General features: G+C 47.5%; 22 protein-coding genes. 21 read left to right on the top strand and 1 reads right to left on the bottom strand.

Translation table 11 applies throughout. The features are described 5' to 3' along the window. Positions 1-21 precede the first annotated feature (21 nt). From rpoC to EII32_RS04620, 3 genes are all read left to right on the top strand, one after another. Positions 22-4,350, top strand: a complete 4,329-nt coding sequence (gene rpoC / locus EII32_RS04630) for a DNA-directed RNA polymerase subunit beta' (RefSeq protein ID WP_125234280.1) — start codon at positions 22-24, stop codon at positions 4,348-4,350. A gap of 135 nt (positions 4,351-4,485) precedes the next feature. Continuing rightward, complete coding sequence (gene trpS / locus EII32_RS04625; protein ID WP_125234279.1) at positions 4,486-5,577, top strand: tryptophan--tRNA ligase; 1,092 nt, start codon at positions 4,486-4,488, stop codon at positions 5,575-5,577. Positions 5,578-5,616: 39 nt separating this feature from the next. Next, positions 5,617-5,934, top strand: a complete 318-nt coding sequence (locus tag EII32_RS04620) for a DUF3467 domain-containing protein (protein WP_125234278.1) — start codon at positions 5,617-5,619, stop codon at positions 5,932-5,934. 92 nt (positions 5,935-6,026) lie between these two features. On the opposite strand, the gene EII32_RS04615 is transcribed toward EII32_RS04620, so the two are convergent. Then, positions 6,027-6,209, bottom strand: a complete 183-nt coding sequence (locus EII32_RS04615; protein ID WP_125234277.1) for a hypothetical protein — start codon at positions 6,207-6,209, stop codon at positions 6,027-6,029. An 803-nt stretch (positions 6,210-7,012) separates the two neighbouring features. Between EII32_RS04615 and rpsL the strand changes: the two genes are divergently transcribed. The 18 genes from rpsL to rpsN all read left to right on the top strand — a co-directional run bounded on the left by rpsL (position 7,013) and on the right by rpsN (position 17,088). After that, complete coding sequence (gene rpsL, locus EII32_RS04610) at positions 7,013-7,393, top strand: 30S ribosomal protein S12 (RefSeq protein ID WP_125234276.1); 381 nt, start codon at positions 7,013-7,015, stop codon at positions 7,391-7,393. A 210-nt stretch (positions 7,394-7,603) separates the two neighbouring features. After that, complete coding sequence (gene rpsG, locus EII32_RS04605; protein ID WP_125234275.1) at positions 7,604-8,080, top strand: 30S ribosomal protein S7; 477 nt, start codon at positions 7,604-7,606, stop codon at positions 8,078-8,080. Between the two features lie 45 nt (positions 8,081-8,125). Next, on the top strand, positions 8,126-10,252 hold the full coding sequence (gene fusA, locus EII32_RS04600; RefSeq protein ID WP_125234274.1) for an elongation factor G: 2,127 nt from the start codon (positions 8,126-8,128) through the stop codon (positions 10,250-10,252). A 91-nt stretch (positions 10,253-10,343) separates the two neighbouring features. Continuing rightward, positions 10,344-10,649, top strand: a complete 306-nt coding sequence (rpsJ, locus tag EII32_RS04595) for a 30S ribosomal protein S10 (RefSeq protein ID WP_125234273.1) — start codon at positions 10,344-10,346, stop codon at positions 10,647-10,649. 92 nt (positions 10,650-10,741) lie between these two features. Next, a complete protein-coding gene (gene rplC, locus EII32_RS04590) occupies positions 10,742-11,356 on the top strand; it encodes a 50S ribosomal protein L3 (RefSeq protein ID WP_125234272.1) in 615 nt (204 codons plus the stop codon). Continuing rightward, positions 11,356-11,985 (top strand): 50S ribosomal protein L4, encoded by a 630-nt coding sequence (rplD, locus tag EII32_RS04585; RefSeq protein ID WP_125234271.1) that lies wholly within the window; start codon positions 11,356-11,358, stop codon positions 11,983-11,985. The genes rplC and rplD overlap by 1 nt, the downstream gene beginning before the upstream one ends. A gap of 15 nt (positions 11,986-12,000) precedes the next feature. Beyond that, a complete protein-coding gene (gene rplW, locus EII32_RS04580) occupies positions 12,001-12,294 on the top strand; it encodes a 50S ribosomal protein L23 (protein ID WP_125234270.1) in 294 nt (97 codons plus the stop codon). 8 nt (positions 12,295-12,302) lie between these two features. After that, the gene (rplB, locus tag EII32_RS04575) at positions 12,303-13,127 is read left to right on the top strand and encodes a 50S ribosomal protein L2 (protein WP_125234269.1); all 825 of its coding nucleotides are present in this window, start codon (positions 12,303-12,305) and stop codon (positions 13,125-13,127) included. A gap of 21 nt (positions 13,128-13,148) precedes the next feature. Further along, entirely contained in the window at positions 13,149-13,415 is a 267-nt protein-coding gene (gene rpsS, locus EII32_RS04570) for a 30S ribosomal protein S19 (protein ID WP_125234268.1), read from the top strand. A gap of 37 nt (positions 13,416-13,452) precedes the next feature. Next, a complete protein-coding gene (rplV, locus tag EII32_RS04565) occupies positions 13,453-13,857 on the top strand; it encodes a 50S ribosomal protein L22 (protein ID WP_125234267.1) in 405 nt (134 codons plus the stop codon). An 8-nt stretch (positions 13,858-13,865) separates the two neighbouring features. Beyond that, on the top strand, positions 13,866-14,603 hold the full coding sequence (gene rpsC / locus EII32_RS04560; RefSeq protein ID WP_125234266.1) for a 30S ribosomal protein S3: 738 nt from the start codon (positions 13,866-13,868) through the stop codon (positions 14,601-14,603). 14 nt (positions 14,604-14,617) lie between these two features. After that, the gene (gene rplP, locus EII32_RS04555; RefSeq protein ID WP_125234265.1) at positions 14,618-15,046 is read left to right on the top strand and encodes a 50S ribosomal protein L16; all 429 of its coding nucleotides are present in this window, start codon (positions 14,618-14,620) and stop codon (positions 15,044-15,046) included. A gap of 5 nt (positions 15,047-15,051) precedes the next feature. Further along, positions 15,052-15,246, top strand: coding sequence for a 50S ribosomal protein L29 (gene rpmC, locus EII32_RS04550; protein ID WP_125234264.1), 195 nt, complete (start codon positions 15,052-15,054; stop codon positions 15,244-15,246). 2 nt (positions 15,247-15,248) lie between these two features. Continuing rightward, positions 15,249-15,515: a 30S ribosomal protein S17 gene (rpsQ, locus tag EII32_RS04545; protein ID WP_125234263.1), complete on the top strand. Its 267-nt coding sequence runs from the start codon at positions 15,249-15,251 to the stop codon at positions 15,513-15,515. Positions 15,516-15,517: 2 nt separating this feature from the next. Next, positions 15,518-15,883: a 50S ribosomal protein L14 gene (rplN, locus tag EII32_RS04540; protein ID WP_125234262.1), complete on the top strand. Its 366-nt coding sequence runs from the start codon at positions 15,518-15,520 to the stop codon at positions 15,881-15,883. Positions 15,884-15,905: 22 nt separating this feature from the next. Then, on the top strand, positions 15,906-16,226 hold the full coding sequence (gene rplX, locus EII32_RS04535) for a 50S ribosomal protein L24 (RefSeq protein ID WP_125234261.1): 321 nt from the start codon (positions 15,906-15,908) through the stop codon (positions 16,224-16,226). Then, a complete protein-coding gene (gene rplE, locus EII32_RS04530) occupies positions 16,226-16,780 on the top strand; it encodes a 50S ribosomal protein L5 (protein WP_125234260.1) in 555 nt (184 codons plus the stop codon). The genes rplX and rplE overlap by 1 nt, the downstream gene beginning before the upstream one ends. A 5-nt stretch (positions 16,781-16,785) precedes the next feature. Beyond that, complete coding sequence (rpsN, locus tag EII32_RS04525) at positions 16,786-17,088, top strand: 30S ribosomal protein S14 (protein ID WP_125234259.1); 303 nt, start codon at positions 16,786-16,788, stop codon at positions 17,086-17,088. Positions 17,089-17,178 lie beyond the last annotated feature (90 nt).

The raw sequence follows: 17,178 nt of genomic DNA, 5'->3' as shown, positions 1-17,178 counted from the left end.
TTAAGGATTAAGAATTGAAATATGGCATTCAAGAAGGATTCAAAGATAAAGAATAATTTCACGAAGATTACCATCGGTCTTGCTTCACCGGAGGAAATCCTCGAAAGCAGTTTCGGCGAGGTTACCAAGCCGGAGACAATAAACTACCGTACATATAAGCCCGAGCGCGACGGTCTTTTCTGCGAGCGCATATTCGGTCCCACGAAGGACTATGAGTGTGCATGCGGAAAATATAAGCGCATACGGTATAAAGGAATAGTCTGCGACCGATGCGGCGTCGAGGTTACGGAGAAAAAGGTACGCCGTGAACGTACCGGACATATCGAATTGGTAGTACCGATAGCACATATATGGTATTTCCGCAGCCTGCCGAACAAGATTGGATATCTGCTCGGAATACCTACAAAGAAACTCGATTCGGTAATATATTATGAGAAATATATCGTAATTCAGCCGGGTATAGTTGAAGGTAGGAAAGACGCGGAAGATGCAGAAATAAACGGATCGCACAAGTTCGACTTGCTGTCTGAAGACGAGTATATCGCAATAATGGACAGTCTGCCAAGCGACAATGAATATCTTGAAGACAGCGACCCGAACAAGTTTGTGGCAAAGATGGGTGCCGAGGCTGTGTATGACCTTCTTCAAGGTCTCGATCTCGACACATTGTCATACGAGTTGCGCAACCTTGCCAATACCGACTCTTCACAGCAGCGCAAGACCGAGGCTTTGAAGCGTCTTCAGGTGGTTGAGGCTTTCCGTCAGAGCAAGGATATAAACAAACCGGAATGGATGATTTTGAAGATAGTACCCGTTACTCCTCCGGAACTTCGTCCGCTTGTACCGCTCGATGGCGGACGCTTTGCCACATCCGACCTAAACGATCTTTACCGCCGCGTAATCATTCGTAACACCCGACTGAAGAGACTCATGGAGATAAAGGCTCCCGAGGTAATCTTACGCAACGAGAAGAGAATGTTGCAGGAGGCGGTCGATTCTCTGTTCGACAACTCGCGCAAGTCTTCGGCAGTGAAGAGCGAGAGCAACCGTCCGTTGAAGTCTCTGTCCGATTCGTTGAAAGGTAAGCAAGGACGTTTCCGTCAGAACCTGCTCGGTAAGCGTGTCGATTATTCTGCACGTTCTGTAATAGTTGTAGGTCCGGAATTGAAAATGGGCGAGTGCGGACTTCCGAAACTAATGGCAGCCGAACTCTACAAACCGTTTATCATACGCAAACTCATCGAACGCGGAATAGTTAAGACTGTGAAATCCGCAAAGAAAATCGTAGATCGTCGCGAACCGGTTATCTGGGATATTCTCGAAAACGTTATGAAGGGACATCCGGTGCTTCTCAACCGTGCTCCTACTCTTCACCGTCTCGGTATTCAGGCGTTCCAGCCTAAACTCATCGAGGGAAAGGCAATCCAGTTGCACCCGTTGGCATGTACGGCATTCAATGCCGACTTTGACGGCGACCAAATGGCAGTCCATCTCCCGCTGAGCAACGAGGCTATCCTTGAGGCGCAGTTGCTGATGCTCCAAAGTCACAACATTCTCAACCCTGCAAACGGTGCACCAATCACTGTTCCTTCGCAGGACATGGTACTCGGACTGTATTACATTACCAAGATACGCCCCGGAGCAAAGGGAGAAGGACTTATGTTCTACGGTCCCGAAGAGGCAATCATAGCTTTCAACGAAAAGAAGTGCGACCTGCACTCACAAGTAAAGGTTATGGTTAAGGATCTCGACAACAACGGAAATCTTGTTGATCGCATGGTTGAAACATCCGTGGGTCGTGTAATTGTAAATGGAATAATCCCCGAAGAAGTGGGATTCGTAAATAAGGTAATATCCAAAAAATCTCTGCGCGACATTATCGCCGATGTAATAAACAAGGTTGGATTTGCCGAGGCATGCGAATTCCTCGACGGTATCAAAAACCTCGGATACCGCATGGCGTATCTCGCAGGACTGTCTTTTAACCTCGATGACATCATAATACCTAAGGAAAAGGAAAAACTCGTACAAAAAGGAAACGATGAGGTGCAGGCCATAAAAGGCAACTATAACATGGGTTTCATAACAGACAACGAGCGTTACAATCAGGTAATCGACACTTGGACACATGTTAACAACCGTCTCGGAGACATTCTTCTGAAACAGATGACAGAGGCCGACCAAGGTTTCAACGCCGTATATATGATGCTCGATTCCGGAGCCCGTGGTTCGAAGGATCAGATTAAGCAGCTTGCCGGTATGCGCGGACTTATGGCAAAACCGCAGAAAGCAGGTGCCGAAGGACGCGGTACCATCGAAAACCCGATTCTCTCTAACTTCAAAGAGGGAATGTCGGTGCTCGAATACTTCATATCCACCCACGGTGCCCGTAAGGGTCTTGCCGACACCGCCATGAAGACTGCCGATGCAGGTTACCTCACGCGCCGTCTTGTCGATGTTAGCCATGACGTAATAATCAACGAAGAGGATTGTGGTACGTTGCGTGGTTTGGAATGCACGGCTCTGAAAAACGGCGAGGAAGTAATATCTTCCTTGTATGAACGAATCCTCGGACGAGTATCCGTACACGACATAACACATCCTTCCACGGGCGAACTGCTCGTGTCAGCAGGCGAGGAAATAACCGAGAAAGTGGCACATGCCATAGAAGAGTCGCCGATAGAGATGGTCGAAATCCGCTCGGTGCTTACCTGCGAGAGTAAGAGGGGTGTCTGCATGAAATGCTATGGGCGCAACCTCGCCACACAGCGTATGGTACAGAAAGGAGAGGCTGTCGGTGTCATCGCGGCACAGGCAATCGGAGAGCCGGGTACACAGCTCACGTTGCGTACATTCCATGCCGGTGGTGTGGCCGGTAGCGCGGCAGCCAATGCAAGTATTGTCGCAAAAAGTGACAGCCGCATAGAATTTGAGGAAATACGTGCCGTACCGTTCGTAGAAAAAGGCGAACAAGGCGAAGTGAATTGTCAGATGGTTGTCAGCCGACTGGCGGAGGCTCGCTTCGTTGACGTGAACACCGGAATAGTGCTTTCCACGGTGCCGGTTCCGTATGGCTCATCACTGTATTTCACCAACAAGGCGGAAGTTAAAAAAGGCGACCTCGTGGCAAAGTGGGATCCGTTCAATGCTGTCATAGTTACAGAATATTCAGGTACGTTGCGATTCCAAAACGTCGTTGAAGGAACTACATACAAGGCGGAGACCGACGAGACAACCGGACTTACCGAGAAAATAATAATCGAGTCGAAAGACCATACGCATGTTCCTACCTGCGATATAATAAATGCCGATGGCGAAGTACTGGGAACCTACAGTTTCCCGGTGGGAGGACACGTTATCGTAGAGGACGGACAAGTGGTAAAAACCGGTACCACACTCGTCAAGATACCACGCACCGTCAATATGGGAGGCGACATTACCGGCGGTCTGCCGCGTGTTACCGAACTGTTCGAGGCTCGTAACCCGAGCAACCCCGCGGTCGTATCCGAAATCGACGGCGAGGTGACAATGGGTAAAGTAAAGCGTGGCAATCGCGAGATAATCGTAACATCCAAGACAGGCGAGCAGAGCAAATACTTAGTTTCGCTCTCCAAGCAGATCCTTGTGCAGGAACACGATGCCGTTCGTGCAGGAACTCCGCTTTCGGATGGTGTCATCACACCGAGCGATATTCTTGCCATAAAGGGTCCTACTGCCGTTCAAGAGTATATCGTTAACGAGGTGCAAGACGTTTACCGCCTGCAGGGTGTGAAAATCAACGACAAGCATTTTGAGATAATCGTACGTCAGATGATGCGTAAAGTGCAAATCAACGAACCGGGCGATACCACTTTCCTTGAACAGGAAGTGGTTGACAAACTCGATTTCGTTGACGAGAACGACCGCATCTGGGGCAAGAAATATGTTGAAGACCCGGGTGACAGTGAGATCTTGCAGAAAGGGCAAATCATATCCGCACGCAAGTTGCGCGAAGAAAACTCAAGTCTTAAACGGCGCGACCTGCGTCTGGTACAAGTGCGCGACGCAATGCCGGCTACATCTACACAGATATTGCAGGGTATCACGCGCGCCGCACTTCAAACTAAGAGTTTCATGTCGGCCGCATCGTTCCAAGAGACAACAAAGGTTCTCAACGAGGCTGCAATACGCGGAAAGGTTGACCCGCTCGACGGAATGAAAGAGAACGTTATCTGCGGTCACTTGATACCGGCCGGTACAGGTCTCCGCGAGTTCGACAAACTCGTGGTAGGTTCGCGAGAAGATTACGAACGAGTATTGGCAAACAAGAAGAACGTTATCGACTTCTCGGTAAAAGAGAACGAGGAGTAATAAAGACTATCTATATTGACAATGAAATCCCGGGGAGCAACCTTGTTCCCCGGGATTTTTTGTCGGCATATATTTTTTTGGAGTGTAAGAAAAAAATGTTACCTTTGCAGACATAATAAAATGACAGAGTAGATTATGGGAAAAATAATACTGACCGGTGACCGTCCCACGGGTCGACTCCATTTGGGACATTACGTGGGATCGTTGCGCCGTCGCGTGGAGCTGCAGAACGAAGGAGACTATGACAAGATGTTCGTATTCATTGCAGACGTGCAGGCTCTCACTGATAATGCCGACAACCCCGAGAAGGTGCGACAGAACATCATTGAAGTGGCACTCGATTATCTCAGCGTAGGTTTGGATCCGTCCAAGATCACGCTTTTCATTCAGTCCATGATTCCCGAACTCGCAGAACTGACGGTGTATTTTATGAACCTCGTTTCTGTGGCACGCCTGCAGCGCAATCCTACCGTAAAAACCGAGATGGCAATGCGCAATTTCGGGCAAGGCGTACCGGCAGGCTTCTTCACATATCCCATATCGCAGGCCGCTGACATCGCATTCTGCAAGGCCACCACTGTGCCTGCGGGCGAGGATCAGGAGCCTATGCTGGAACTGTGCCGAGAGATAGTGAGGCGTTTCAACACAACCTATGGCGAGGTTCTTGTAGAACCGCAGATAATGCTTCCGGAAAACAAGGTATGTCTCCGTCTGCCGGGTCTCGACGGCGGTGCCAAGATGTCTAAGAGTCTCGGCAACTGCATATATCTGTCAGACACGGCAAAGGAAGTGGAACTGAAAGTAAAGACGGCATACACCGACCCCGAACACATACGCGTAGAAGACCCGGGACATGTCGAGGGCAACATCGTGATGACATATCTCGATGCCTTTTCCACCGATGACGATTTTGCCGAGTTCTGGCCCGAATACAAGAACCTTGACGAGGTGAAAGAACACTACTGTCGTGGAGGACTGGGTGACATGAAATGCAAGAAATTCCTTACAAAGGTGCTTAACAGCCGTCTCGAACCCATCCGTCGGCGTCGCCATGAGTTCGAAAAGGATATTCCCGAAGTGTATAACATCCTCAAAAAAGGTTCCGAGGCAGCCCGCGAGGTAGCGGCACAGACATTGCACGAGGTGCGGGAGGCTATGCGCATAAACTATTTCGATGATGCCGAACTGATAAGGAAGCAGTCGGAGAAATATTCTGAAAATGGATAATTGGCGATAAAATAATATTAATTATATAAAAGTAATATCATGGAAGAAAATAAAAACCAACAGGGAGGTTTGCAGATGGAGTTGCCGCAGGACGTGGCTCAGGGACACTATGCCAATTTCGCGATAATAACCCACTCAAGCAGCGATTTCGTCCTCGACTTTGCCCGTATCCTTCCGGGAGTCCCCAAGGCTCAGGTAAAGAGTCGCGTAATCCTTGCTCCCGAGCACGCCAAACGTTTGTTGCAGGCAATGCAGGAAAATATCATGCGCTACGAGACACAGTTCGGCAAGATACAGATTCCCAACCAGCAGCCCCGTACCATAGCCCCGTTTGGCAATGGTAATCCGGAGGCTTAGTCTTACAAGTAAATTACATTTCACGATAAGTCCCGCATGCAGCATCGGCAAAGAGATGAATTAATAATGTATGCGGGACTTATCGTCATTTATCACAAGTTTTTCCTGCATTTTAACCCCAATCGGTCATTATAACCCTCAACCGATTTTGTTCGATTGTTGAGCAGATGTGCAGCCGTTTCATCGAAGGCGTAGCGGGCTATGTTGAGATATAATGGCCGCGCAGATGTCAGCAAGCGGGCTAAAGCGGTTGGGAAGCGTAACGGCAATAGCAAATCTAAGCAAATGCGGTCTGATGACCGATTTGGGTTTAAGTCTGAAAAAAGAAAGAGGTATGTTTCGGATTAATATCTCTGAACTCTTTTCTGTAATCTCCTAATTCTTTATATGTCAGTCGTATTGCTGACCTTTATATGCCACCTTTACTTGTTAGCCGTTTTCGTAGATTATGAAAAGATTTTCTGAAGATTCGCTGATTCCTTGCTTGCTGTCTTTAAGTTTGATGAAACACATTGTCGAAATACTCTTTGCCGATTCTTTATCGGCAGCATCCGTTTCCCCAAAATCATCATACTTTTTATCTCTAATAACTATTTCTTTGATGACTTACTTTCAAGTATTTGGCACGAATTATTGCAGATTAGAAATTGGTGACACTGAGATATATACTGCATTTTGTCGTAATTACCACCTGTTTCCAAACCAATTTAGGCGGATTTGTTTTCCAATTCTGCCTGTTTTGAAAAGTAATTTAGCCCAATTTGCATCGCAAATCTGCCGAAATTGCACTACTTTATACATGTGATTGATACAAGTAACAATGCGAAAACTATGTTTCTACGGCATGTAAAAAATGATTGGAAATTGTCGGATTGTACATTTTAAGTAATTAAAAAAAACGTATCTTACAGTTATTTTTTGTTAAAACTATAGCTGTGTAAAAAAACGGTTTTATTATTGTTAGGTGGAAAAAAAAAATATTCGTACCTTTGCACCTCAAATTGTACGAACGATAAAGAGTGTTCGTAAAGTGTTGAAAATAACGAAAATAAATATATAAATTCAAAAAAGTAAAACAATGCCTACAATTTCACAATTGGTAAGAAAAGGCAGAAAGGTACTCGTTTACAAGAGCAAGTCGCCGGCGTTGGACTCTTGTCCTCAGCGTCGCGGTGTGTGTGTTCGCGTATATACGACGACCCCGAAGAAGCCTAACTCAGCAATGCGCAAAGTTGCGCGTGTACGTTTAACTAATCAGAAAGAGGTGAACTCTTACATTCCGGGAGAAGGTCACAACCTGCAGGAGCACTCCATCGTGCTTGTTCGTGGCGGTCGTGTAAAAGACCTTCCGGGTGTACGTTATCACATCGTGCGCGGAACGCTTGATACCGCAGGCGTTGCCAATCGTACGCAGCGTCGTTCAAAGTACGGTGCAAAGCGTCCGAAAGCAAAGAAGTAAAGACATTGCGGCGGTCAGGCTAAAGCCGGAGATGGCTTGAGTCCGACCCCCGTTTTAAACAACGTCAGGGGCAGACGCTAACGTCCCCGAAAATAAAAAATAACAGTTTTGCTGGAGAATTGTTTATACAGGTTGAGTAAATGTCTTGGTGAAGACGTTGAAGAACAGAACAGGCAGCCCCATGCAGAATAAAAATTACAAAACAGTAAAATGAGAAAAGCAAAACCAAAGAAGCGCGTGATCCTGCCGGATCCGAGATTCAATGACAAGAAAGTGTCAAAGTTCGTTAACCATCTGATGTACGATGGAAAGAAGAATACATCGTACGAGATTTTCTACAAAGCACTTGATGCCGTGTCTGCAAAGATGCAGAACGAGGAAAAGCCGGCTCTCGAAATCTGGAAGCAGGCTCTTGACAATATTACCCCACAGGTGGAAGTAAAGAGCCGTCGTATCGGTGGCGCAACATTCCAAGTGCCTACGGAAATTCGTCCGGATCGCAAAGAGAGCGTTTCGATGAAAAACCTTATCCTCTATGCACGCAAACGCGGTGGTAAGAGCATGGCAGACAAACTGGCAGCCGAGATAATGGACGCATACAACAATCAGGGTGGTGCCTACAAACGTAAAGAAGACATGCATCGCATGGCAGAGGCTAACCGTGCATTCGCTCATTTCCGTTTCTAAAAAAACAGAGGTAAAAAGGTAAACAGAAATAGGTTAAGATACAAAATGGCAAAACAAGATTTATATTTGACCCGCAACATCGGCATCATGGCTCACATCGATGCCGGTAAGACCACAACGTCCGAGCGTATCCTATATTACACCGGAAAAACTCATAAATTGGGTGAGGTGCACGATGGTGCCGCAACCATGGACTGGATGGCTCAAGAGCAGGAGAGAGGAATTACCATAACCTCTGCCGCCACCACATGCTATTGGCAGTATAACGACAAGCAGTTTAAAATAAACCTGATTGACACTCCGGGGCACGTTGACTTTACCGCAGAGGTAGAGCGTTCGCTGCGTGTTCTTGACGGAGCAGTGGCCACATATTGTGCCGTTGGCGGCGTACAGCCGCAGAGCGAGACAGTATGGCGTCAGGCAGACAAGTACAACGTTCCTCGTCTTGGCTATGTTAACAAGATGGACCGTTCCGGTGCAAACTATTTTGACGTGCTGACACAGATGAAGGAAGTGCTTGGTGCCAACCCCGTATCTTTGGTCGTACCCATCGGGCAGGAGGAGACTTTCAAAGGAATAGTTGACCTGTTGAAGATGAAGGCCATCGTATGGAATAACGAAGCACAAGGCTCGGAGTTCGAGGTTACGGAAATTCCGGAAGACCTGAAAGAAGAGGCACAGGAATGGCGTGACAAACTTGTTGAGGCTGCTGCCGAGTTCGACGAGTCTTTGATGGAGAAATTCTTCGAAGATCCCAACTCGATAACGGAGGAGGAACTGATGGCTGCCATACGCAAGGGAACACTCGCCATGGAGTGTACACCGGTACTCTGCGGTTCTTCTTTCAAGAACAAAGGCGTTCAGACACTTCTCGACTATGTATGCGCATTCCTCCCGTCGCCACAAGACACGCCTGCCATTGTGGGCGAGAACCCCAATACCGGTGAGGAAGAAGAGCGCAAACCGTCTGACAGCGAGCCGACATCGGCATTGGCATTCAAGATTGCCACAGACCCGTATGTAGGTCGCCTCGTTTTCTTCCGCGTATATTCGGGTAAGGTTGAGGCCGGCTCGTATGTGTTTAACACACGTTCCGGCAAGAAAGAACGCGTAAGCCGTCTGTTCCAGATGAACTCGAACAAGCAGCAGCCGATGGAGAGCATCGATGCCGGTGACATTGGCGCAGGCGTTGGCTTTAAGGACATACGCACAGGTGATACGCTCTGCGACGAAGAACATCCGGTAATCCTTGAGAGCATTACGTTCCCGGATACCGTGATTTCCATCGCCGTAGAACCAAAGAGTCAGGCAGACATTGCCAAACTTGACAACGGTCTCGCAAAACTGGCAGAGGAAGACCCCACGTTTACCGTACATACCGACGAGCAGAGCGGACAGACCGTTATCTCCGGAATGGGCGAGTTGCACCTTGACATTATTATCGACCGTCTCAGACGCGAATTCAAGGTGGAATGTAACCAAGGCAAACCGCAGGTTAACTACAAAGAAGCAATTACTAAGGAGGTTAACCTCCGCGAGGTATATAAGAAACAGTCAGGAGGACGTGGTAAGTTTGCCGACATTATTGTCAACGTTGGTCCGGTTGATGCAGATTGGGACATTAAAGAAAAGGGTGGCTTGCAGTTCGTCAATGAGGTTAAAGGCGGTAACGTACCCAAGGAATTCGTTCCGGCAGTACAGAAAGGCTTTGAGGACGCAATGAAGAACGGCGTACTCGGAGGATACACCGTTGATTCTCTCAAAGTAACGCTGCTCGACGGCTCGTTCCACCCGGTTGACTCCGACCAATTATCTTTCGAATTGGCTGCACGCAACGCATACAAGAATGCATGCGTTAAAGCAGGTCCGGTACTCATGGAGCCAATAATGAAACTCGAGGTTGTGACACCCGAGGAGAACATGGGTGACGTAATCGGCGACTTGAACAAACGTCGCGGTCAGGTGGAAGGCATGGACGAGGCTCGCAGCGGTGCCCGCATCGTGAAAGCAATGGTTCCGCTGGCAGAGATGTTCGGATATGTTACATCACTGCGTACCATCACTTCGGGACGTGCAACAAGCTCGATGGAGTACGACCATCATGCGCCGCTCTCTTCGAGCATCGCCAAGACTGTACTCGAGGAGGTGAAAGGACGTGTAGATCTCGTGTAACAAAAAAGGAGCCGCTGAGTAAATGACTCTTTAGCGGCTCACCTTTGATTATACACAACAAAACAATATTAATAATAAAAAACAAAAGACAATGAGTCAGAAAATCAGAATCAAGCTGAAGAGTTACGACCACCAGTTGGTTGACAAATCGGCAGAGAAGATCGTTAAGGCCGTAAAGGCCACGGGCGCCATCGTGAGCGGGCCGATACCACTCCCCACGCACAAGCGCATCTACACCGTGAACCGCTCCACTTTCGTTAACAAGAAAGCTCGCGAACAGTTCCAGTTGAGCAACTACAAACGTCTCATAGACATCTACAGCGCAACGTCAAAAACCGTTGACTCGCTGATGAAACTCGACCTGCCGAGCGGTGTGGAGGTAGAGATAAAGGTATAACAAACGGCTGAGGCTTATTTGGCATCCGTGAGGATTGCCGTAGCGGCCGGAGTCAGATATATAAACATAAACTATTATAAACATTAATTGAAATGCCAGGATTATTAGGAAAGAAAATCGGAATGACATCCGTTTTCAGTGCCGACGGCAAGAATGTGCCGTGCACTGTTATCGAAGCTGGCCCTTGTGTTGTTACCCAAGTAAAGACCGTTGAAAAAGACGGTTACGAGGCTGTTCAGTTAGGTTTCGGCGAGGCAAAGGAGAAGAATACTACCAAGCCTATGTTGGGAATCTTCAAGAAAGCAGGAACAACACCGAAGGCTCACTTGGCCGAGTTCAAGTTTGACGAGGAGCATAGCCTCGGAGACACAATCACTGTGGAAATCTTCAACGGCGTTGACTATGTTGATGTTGTTGGCACCTCAAAGGGTAAAGGTTTCCAAGGTGTCATGAAACGCCACGGATTCGGTGGTGTGGGTCAGGCAACACATGGTCAGGACGACCGTGCTCGCAAGCCGGGTGCAATCGGTGCTTGCTCTTACCCCGCAAAGGTGTTCAAGGGCATGCGCATGGGCGGCCAAATGGGAGGTGACAGGGTGACAACCCAAAACCTCAGAGTGTTAAAAGTAATACCAGAAAGCAACCTTCTCATCGTGAAAGGTAGCGTTGCTGGCTGCAAAGGTTCAACCGTAATAATTAACATCTAATGGAAATTAACGTATTAAACATCAAAGGTCAGGAGACCGGAAGAAAGGTTACGTTAAACGAATCTATCTTCGGAATTGAACCGAACGACCACGTTATATATCTTGACGTGAAACAATATCTCGCAAACCAGCGTCAAGGCACTGCCAAGACAAAGGAACGCAGCGAGCATGCAGGTTCTACACGCAAACTTATACGCCAGAAGGGCAGCGGCGGTGCACGCCGCGGCGACATTAACTCGCCGGTACTCAAAGGTGGTGGTCGCGTATTCGGTCCGCAACCGCGTGACTATGGCTTCAAACTTAACAAGAAAGTAAAGCAACTGGCACGTAAGAGCGCACTCGCATACAAGGTTAAGGAAGATGCACTCCTTGTTGTTGAAGACTTCGATATGGAGGCTCCAAAGACGAAAGATTTTATAAATATTACTAAAAATCTTAAAGTTGAAGGAAGGAAAGTGCTTCTCGTTTTGCCAAAAGTAGAAAAAAATGTATATTTGTCGGCTCGTAATCTGCAAAAAGCAGAAGTAATGGTGGCTTCGGACATCAATACTTACAAAATTCTCAACGCTGACGTACTCGTCATCGCTGAGAGTTCGTTGCAGGCTATCGATGAAGTTTTAACAAAGTAATTAGGAGATACAGACATGGCATTTATAATCAGACCATTGGTTACCGAGAAGATGACCAAGATTACAGACAAGCGCCCCAACCGCTACGGCTTCATAGTAAAGCCGGAGGCAAACAAGCTTGAGATTAAAAAAGAGGTTGAGAGTCTGTATAACGTTACGGTTGAAGACGTAAATACAATGCGCTACTCAGGCAAACGTTCAAGTCGATATACAAAGGCTGGCTTGATACGTGGCCAGAAAGCGTCTTTCAAGAAAGCCATCGTTACCTTGAAAGAGGGCGATACAATCGATTTTTATAGCAATATCTAAATAGAAAAATGGCAGTACGTAAATTTAAACCCGTTACTCCGGGTCAAAGACACAAGATTATTGGCACGTTCGAGGATATTACTGCATCCGTGCCAGAGAAGTCTCTCGTTCGCGGTAAGCATTCAACCGGTGGTCGAAACAACACCGGTAAGATGACCGTTCGCTATATTGGCGGCGGTCACAAGCGCAAGTATCGCTTCATCGATTTCAAACGAGAGAAAGATGGTGTTCCGGCAATAGTGAAGACAATCGAGTACGACCCGAACCGTTCGGCTCGTATCGCATTGCTTTTCTATGCCGATGGTGAAAAACGTTACATTATTGCTCCTAACGGACTTGAGGTTGGCGCAAAATTGCTCTCCGGTGCAGAGGCTGCACCGGAGGTGGGAAATGCACTTCCTCTTGCAAACATCCCTGTGGGTACGGTTGTTCACAACATCGAACTCCGTCCGGGTCAGGGTGCGAAAATGGTTCGTTCGGCTGGTAACTTTGCTCAGCTTACTTCTCGTGAGGGCAGTTATTGTGTTATTAAACTTCCTTCGGGCGAGACTCGAAAGATTCTCTCTGCCTGCAAGGCAACGGTAGGTGTGGTTGGAAACGCCGATCATGCTCTTGAACAGTCCGGTAAGGCAGGTCGCTCACGCTGGTTGGGTCGCCGTCCTCGCAACCGAGGCGTGGTAATGAACCCGCACGATCACCCGATGGGTGGTGGCGAAGGCCGTCAGAGCGGTGGACATCCACGTTCACGCAAGGGCTTGTATGCTAAGGGTCTCAAGACACGTGCCCCTAAGAAGCACTCTAACAAGTACATTATTGCAAGAGCAAGTAAATAACAAAGTAAACTGAAGTAAATTATGAGTCGTTCATTAAAAAAAGGTCCATACATCAACGTGTCGCTTGAAAAGAAAGTTCTCGCCATGAACGAGAGCGGCAAGAAGACAGTGGTTAAAACATGGGCCAGAGCTTCAATGATTTCCCCGGATTTCGTGGGACATACTGTTGCAGTTCATAACGGAAACAAATTTATCCCTGTTTACATTACTGAAAACATGGTGGGTCACAAACTCGGAGAGTTCGCGCCGACCCGTCGCTTCGGCGGACATGCAGGTAATAAGAAATAATGCAGGGACGAGAAACCATTTTTAAACAAGAACAATAATGGGAAAAAGAAAAAGATTAGCGGCTGAACAAAGAAAAGAAGCCCTTAAGACATTGTATTTTGCGAAATTGAAGGGATGCCCCTCTTCTCCACGCAAGATGCGCTATGTCGTTGATATGGTACGCGGCATGGAAGTGAACCGTGCGCTCGGCGTACTCCGATTCTCAAAGAAAAAGGCAGCCATAGATGTTGAGAAGTTGCTCCGCTCCGCAATAGCAAATTGGGAGACGAAGAACGACCGCAAGGCAGAGGATGGCGAACTGTTTGTATCGAGAATCTTTGTTGATGAAGGTGTCACGATGAAACGCATGCGCCCTGCACCACAGGGACGCGGCTACCGCATACGCAAGCGCAGCAACCATGTGACAATATTCGTAGATACTAAACCTAACGATGAAAATTAATAAGCAGAATGGGACAGAAAGTTAATCCAATTAGCAACCGCCTTGGTATTATTCGCGGTTGGGACTCGAACTGGTTCGGAGGTAAAAACTTCGGTGACAATCTGGTAGAAGACCAGAAGATCCGTAAGTATCTGAACAAACGTTTGGAGAAAGCTATGGTGTCGCGCATAGTAATAGAGCGCACACTGAAGTTGGTTACAATAACCATCTGCACGGCTCGTCCGGGTATCGTCATCGGTAAAGGTGGACAAGACGTTGACAAACTCAAGGAAGAATTGAAGAAACTCTACGACAAGGAGATTCAGATAAATATCTTCGAGGTAAAGCGACCGGAACTTGATGCCACGATTGTGGCAAACAACATCGCCCGCCAAGTGGAAGGAAAAATTGCCTATCGCCGTGCCATCAAGCAGGCTGTGGCAAACACAATGCGTGCAGGCGCCGAGGGAATAAAGGTGCAGATTACCGGCCGTCTTAACGGTGCCGAGATGGCACGCAAGGAAATGTACAAAGAGGGACGTACCCCGTTGCACACTTTCCGTGCCGACATCGACTACTGTCATGCAGAGGCTCTTACAAAGGTGGGACTGCTGGGTATTAAGGTATGGATTTGCCGCGGCGAGATTTACGAGAAGCGTGACCTTGCCCCGAACTTCACACAAGAGAAGGGCAACAGCGGTCGTGGTAACAATGGTGGTCGCCACCAAGGCGGTCGCGGTAATCGTAAGAGAAACAATAACCGTTAAATTAAGAAATCATCATGTTACAGCCAAAAAGAGTAAGATATAGAAGACCTCAAGACGGACGCGGCAACAAAGGCAACGCCCACAGAGGTACAACACTTGCCTTCGGTTCTTTCGGAATCAAGACACTTGATGCCAAGTGGCTCGACAGCCGACAGTTGGAGGCTGCGCGTGTGGCAATAAACCGTTACATGCAGCGCGAAGGTCAAGTCTGGATTCGAGTATTCCCCGACAAACCAATTACCCGCAAGCCGGCAGACGTACGTATGGGTAAAGGTAAGGGAGATCCTGCCGGATGGGTTGCACCGGTAACACCGGGGCGTATTCTCTTCGAAGTAGAAGGCGTTCCTTTTGACATCGCCAAGGAGGCTCTCCGTCTCGGTGCTCAGAAACTGCCTGTCAAGACAAAGTTTGTAGTAAGACGTGATTACGATAAAAATGCTTAGGAAAGATGAAAAACAAGGAAATAAGAGAGCTTGAGACTAAAGAACTCGAAGAGCGTATTGATGCCGAGGTTGCTAAACTTCAACAGTTGAAGCTTAACCACTCAATAACTCCTCTGGAGAATCCATCTCAGATTAAGTTGCTTCGTCGTGACATCGCGCGTATGAAGACAGAATTGCATCAGAGAGAACTTAATAAATAACAATGGTCCAGATGGAAACAAGAAATTTAAGAAAAACAAGACAGGGTGTCGTTATCAGCAACAAAATGGATAAAACCATTGTTATTGCATCAAAGTTCAAGGAGAAGCACCCAATCTACGGTAAGTTTGTGCAGAAGACCAAGAAGTATCATGCACACGATGAGAAGAATGAGGCAAATGTAGGAGATACTGTACTCATCATGGAGACCCGTCCTCTGTCGAAGACAAAGAGATGGAGATTAGTTTCAATAATCGAAAAAGCTAAGTAATTATGATACAAGTTGAATCAAGACTTACAGTAGCTGACAACAGCGGCGCACGCGAGGCACAGTGCATACGAGTACTGGGAGGTACACGCCGCCGTTATGCAAGCGTTGGCGACATCATAGTGGTTGCCATAAAGAACGCAATACCTACAAGTGACGTTAAAAAAGGTGCAGTGTCAAAAGCTTTGGTAGTGCGCACGAAGAAAGAAATACGCCGTGCAGACGGATCGTATATTCGCTTCGACGACAACGCATGCGTGCTGCTGAACAATGCCGGAGAATTGCGCGGCAGCCGTATATTCGGTCCCGTGGCTCGCGAACTCCGTGCAGTGAACATGAAGGTTGTTTCTCTGGCACCTGAGGTCCTTTAATAATTTTAAAAGTAAATAAGTAATGACGAAGTTACATATAAAGAAAGGTGATGAGGTGATAATACTCGCCGGCAAAGATAAAGGCCAGAAGGGTAAAGTCCTCAAAGTCTTGGTAAAAGAGCAGAAGGCTATAGTGGAAGGCTGGAACATGGTTTCCAAGAGTTCCAAGCCCAGCGCCAAGAACCCTCAGGGAGGCATCATTAAGATTGAAGCACCCATTCATATCTCAAATTTAAGTCTGATAGATCCGAAGAGCGGAAAGCCCACACGTATTGCCATCAAGGTAAACGAGGAAGGCAAGAAAGTACGCATCGCTAAAAAGTCTGGGGAGGAAATCAAATAATGGATACAGCACAATTAAAGAAAGTGTATAACGAGCAGATTGCTCCGGCACTTGAGAAACAGTTCAACTACACTTCCAAAATGCAGGTTCCTGTACTCAAGAAGATCGTGGTTAACCAAGGTTTGGGAGACGCGACCCAGGACAAGAAGATTGTTGATGTTGCCATCAATGAGATTTCTACAATCACAGGACAGAAGGCCGTGGCCACATATTCAAAGAAGGACATCGCCAATTTCAAACTCCGCAAGAAGATGCCTATCGGTGTTATGGTAACACTGCGTCGCGAACGCATGTACGAGTTCCTCGAGAAACTCGTGAGAGTGGCACTTCCTCGTATCCGCGACTTCAAGGGTATCGAGAGCAAGTTCGATGGACGTGGCAACTACACACTTGGTATTCAGGAGCAGATAATCTTCCCTGAAATAAATATCGATACCATAGACCGTATTCAGGGAATGAACATAACTTTCGTTACGTCTGCAAAGACAGACGAGGAGGGATTTGCATTGCTCAAGGCATTCGGTCTTCCATTCAAGAACGCTAAAAAAGATTAACAGATATGGCAAAAGAATCAATGAAAGCCCGCGAGGTGAAGCGCGCTAAACTGGTTGCTCGCTATGCAGAGAAACGTGCAGCATTGAAGAAGATAATCGCCACGAGCGAGGATCCGGCCGAGGCCTATGAAGCTGCTCGCAAGTTGCAGAGCATCCCTAAGAACGCCAACCCGATACGTCTGCACAACCGCTGCAAGATTACGGGACGTCCGAAAGGATACATGCGCCAGTTCGGACTTTCTCGTATCCAGTTCCGTGAGATGGCTTCTGCCGGTCTCATTCCGGGAATAAGGAAAGCAAGTTGGTAAGACATTGAAACGGTGTGACGGACGTGGGTGTATGGTATTACCGCCACCCACCACCCTGCACCAATACCTGAAAAGGATATTCTTTAATAT

This window comes from Prevotella sp. OH937_COT-195 (genome assembly GCF_003932845.1).
In the GTDB taxonomy this organism is placed as follows: domain Bacteria; phylum Bacteroidota; class Bacteroidia; order Bacteroidales; family Bacteroidaceae; genus Prevotella.
This window is presented reverse-complemented; position numbering and strand designations above follow the sequence as displayed.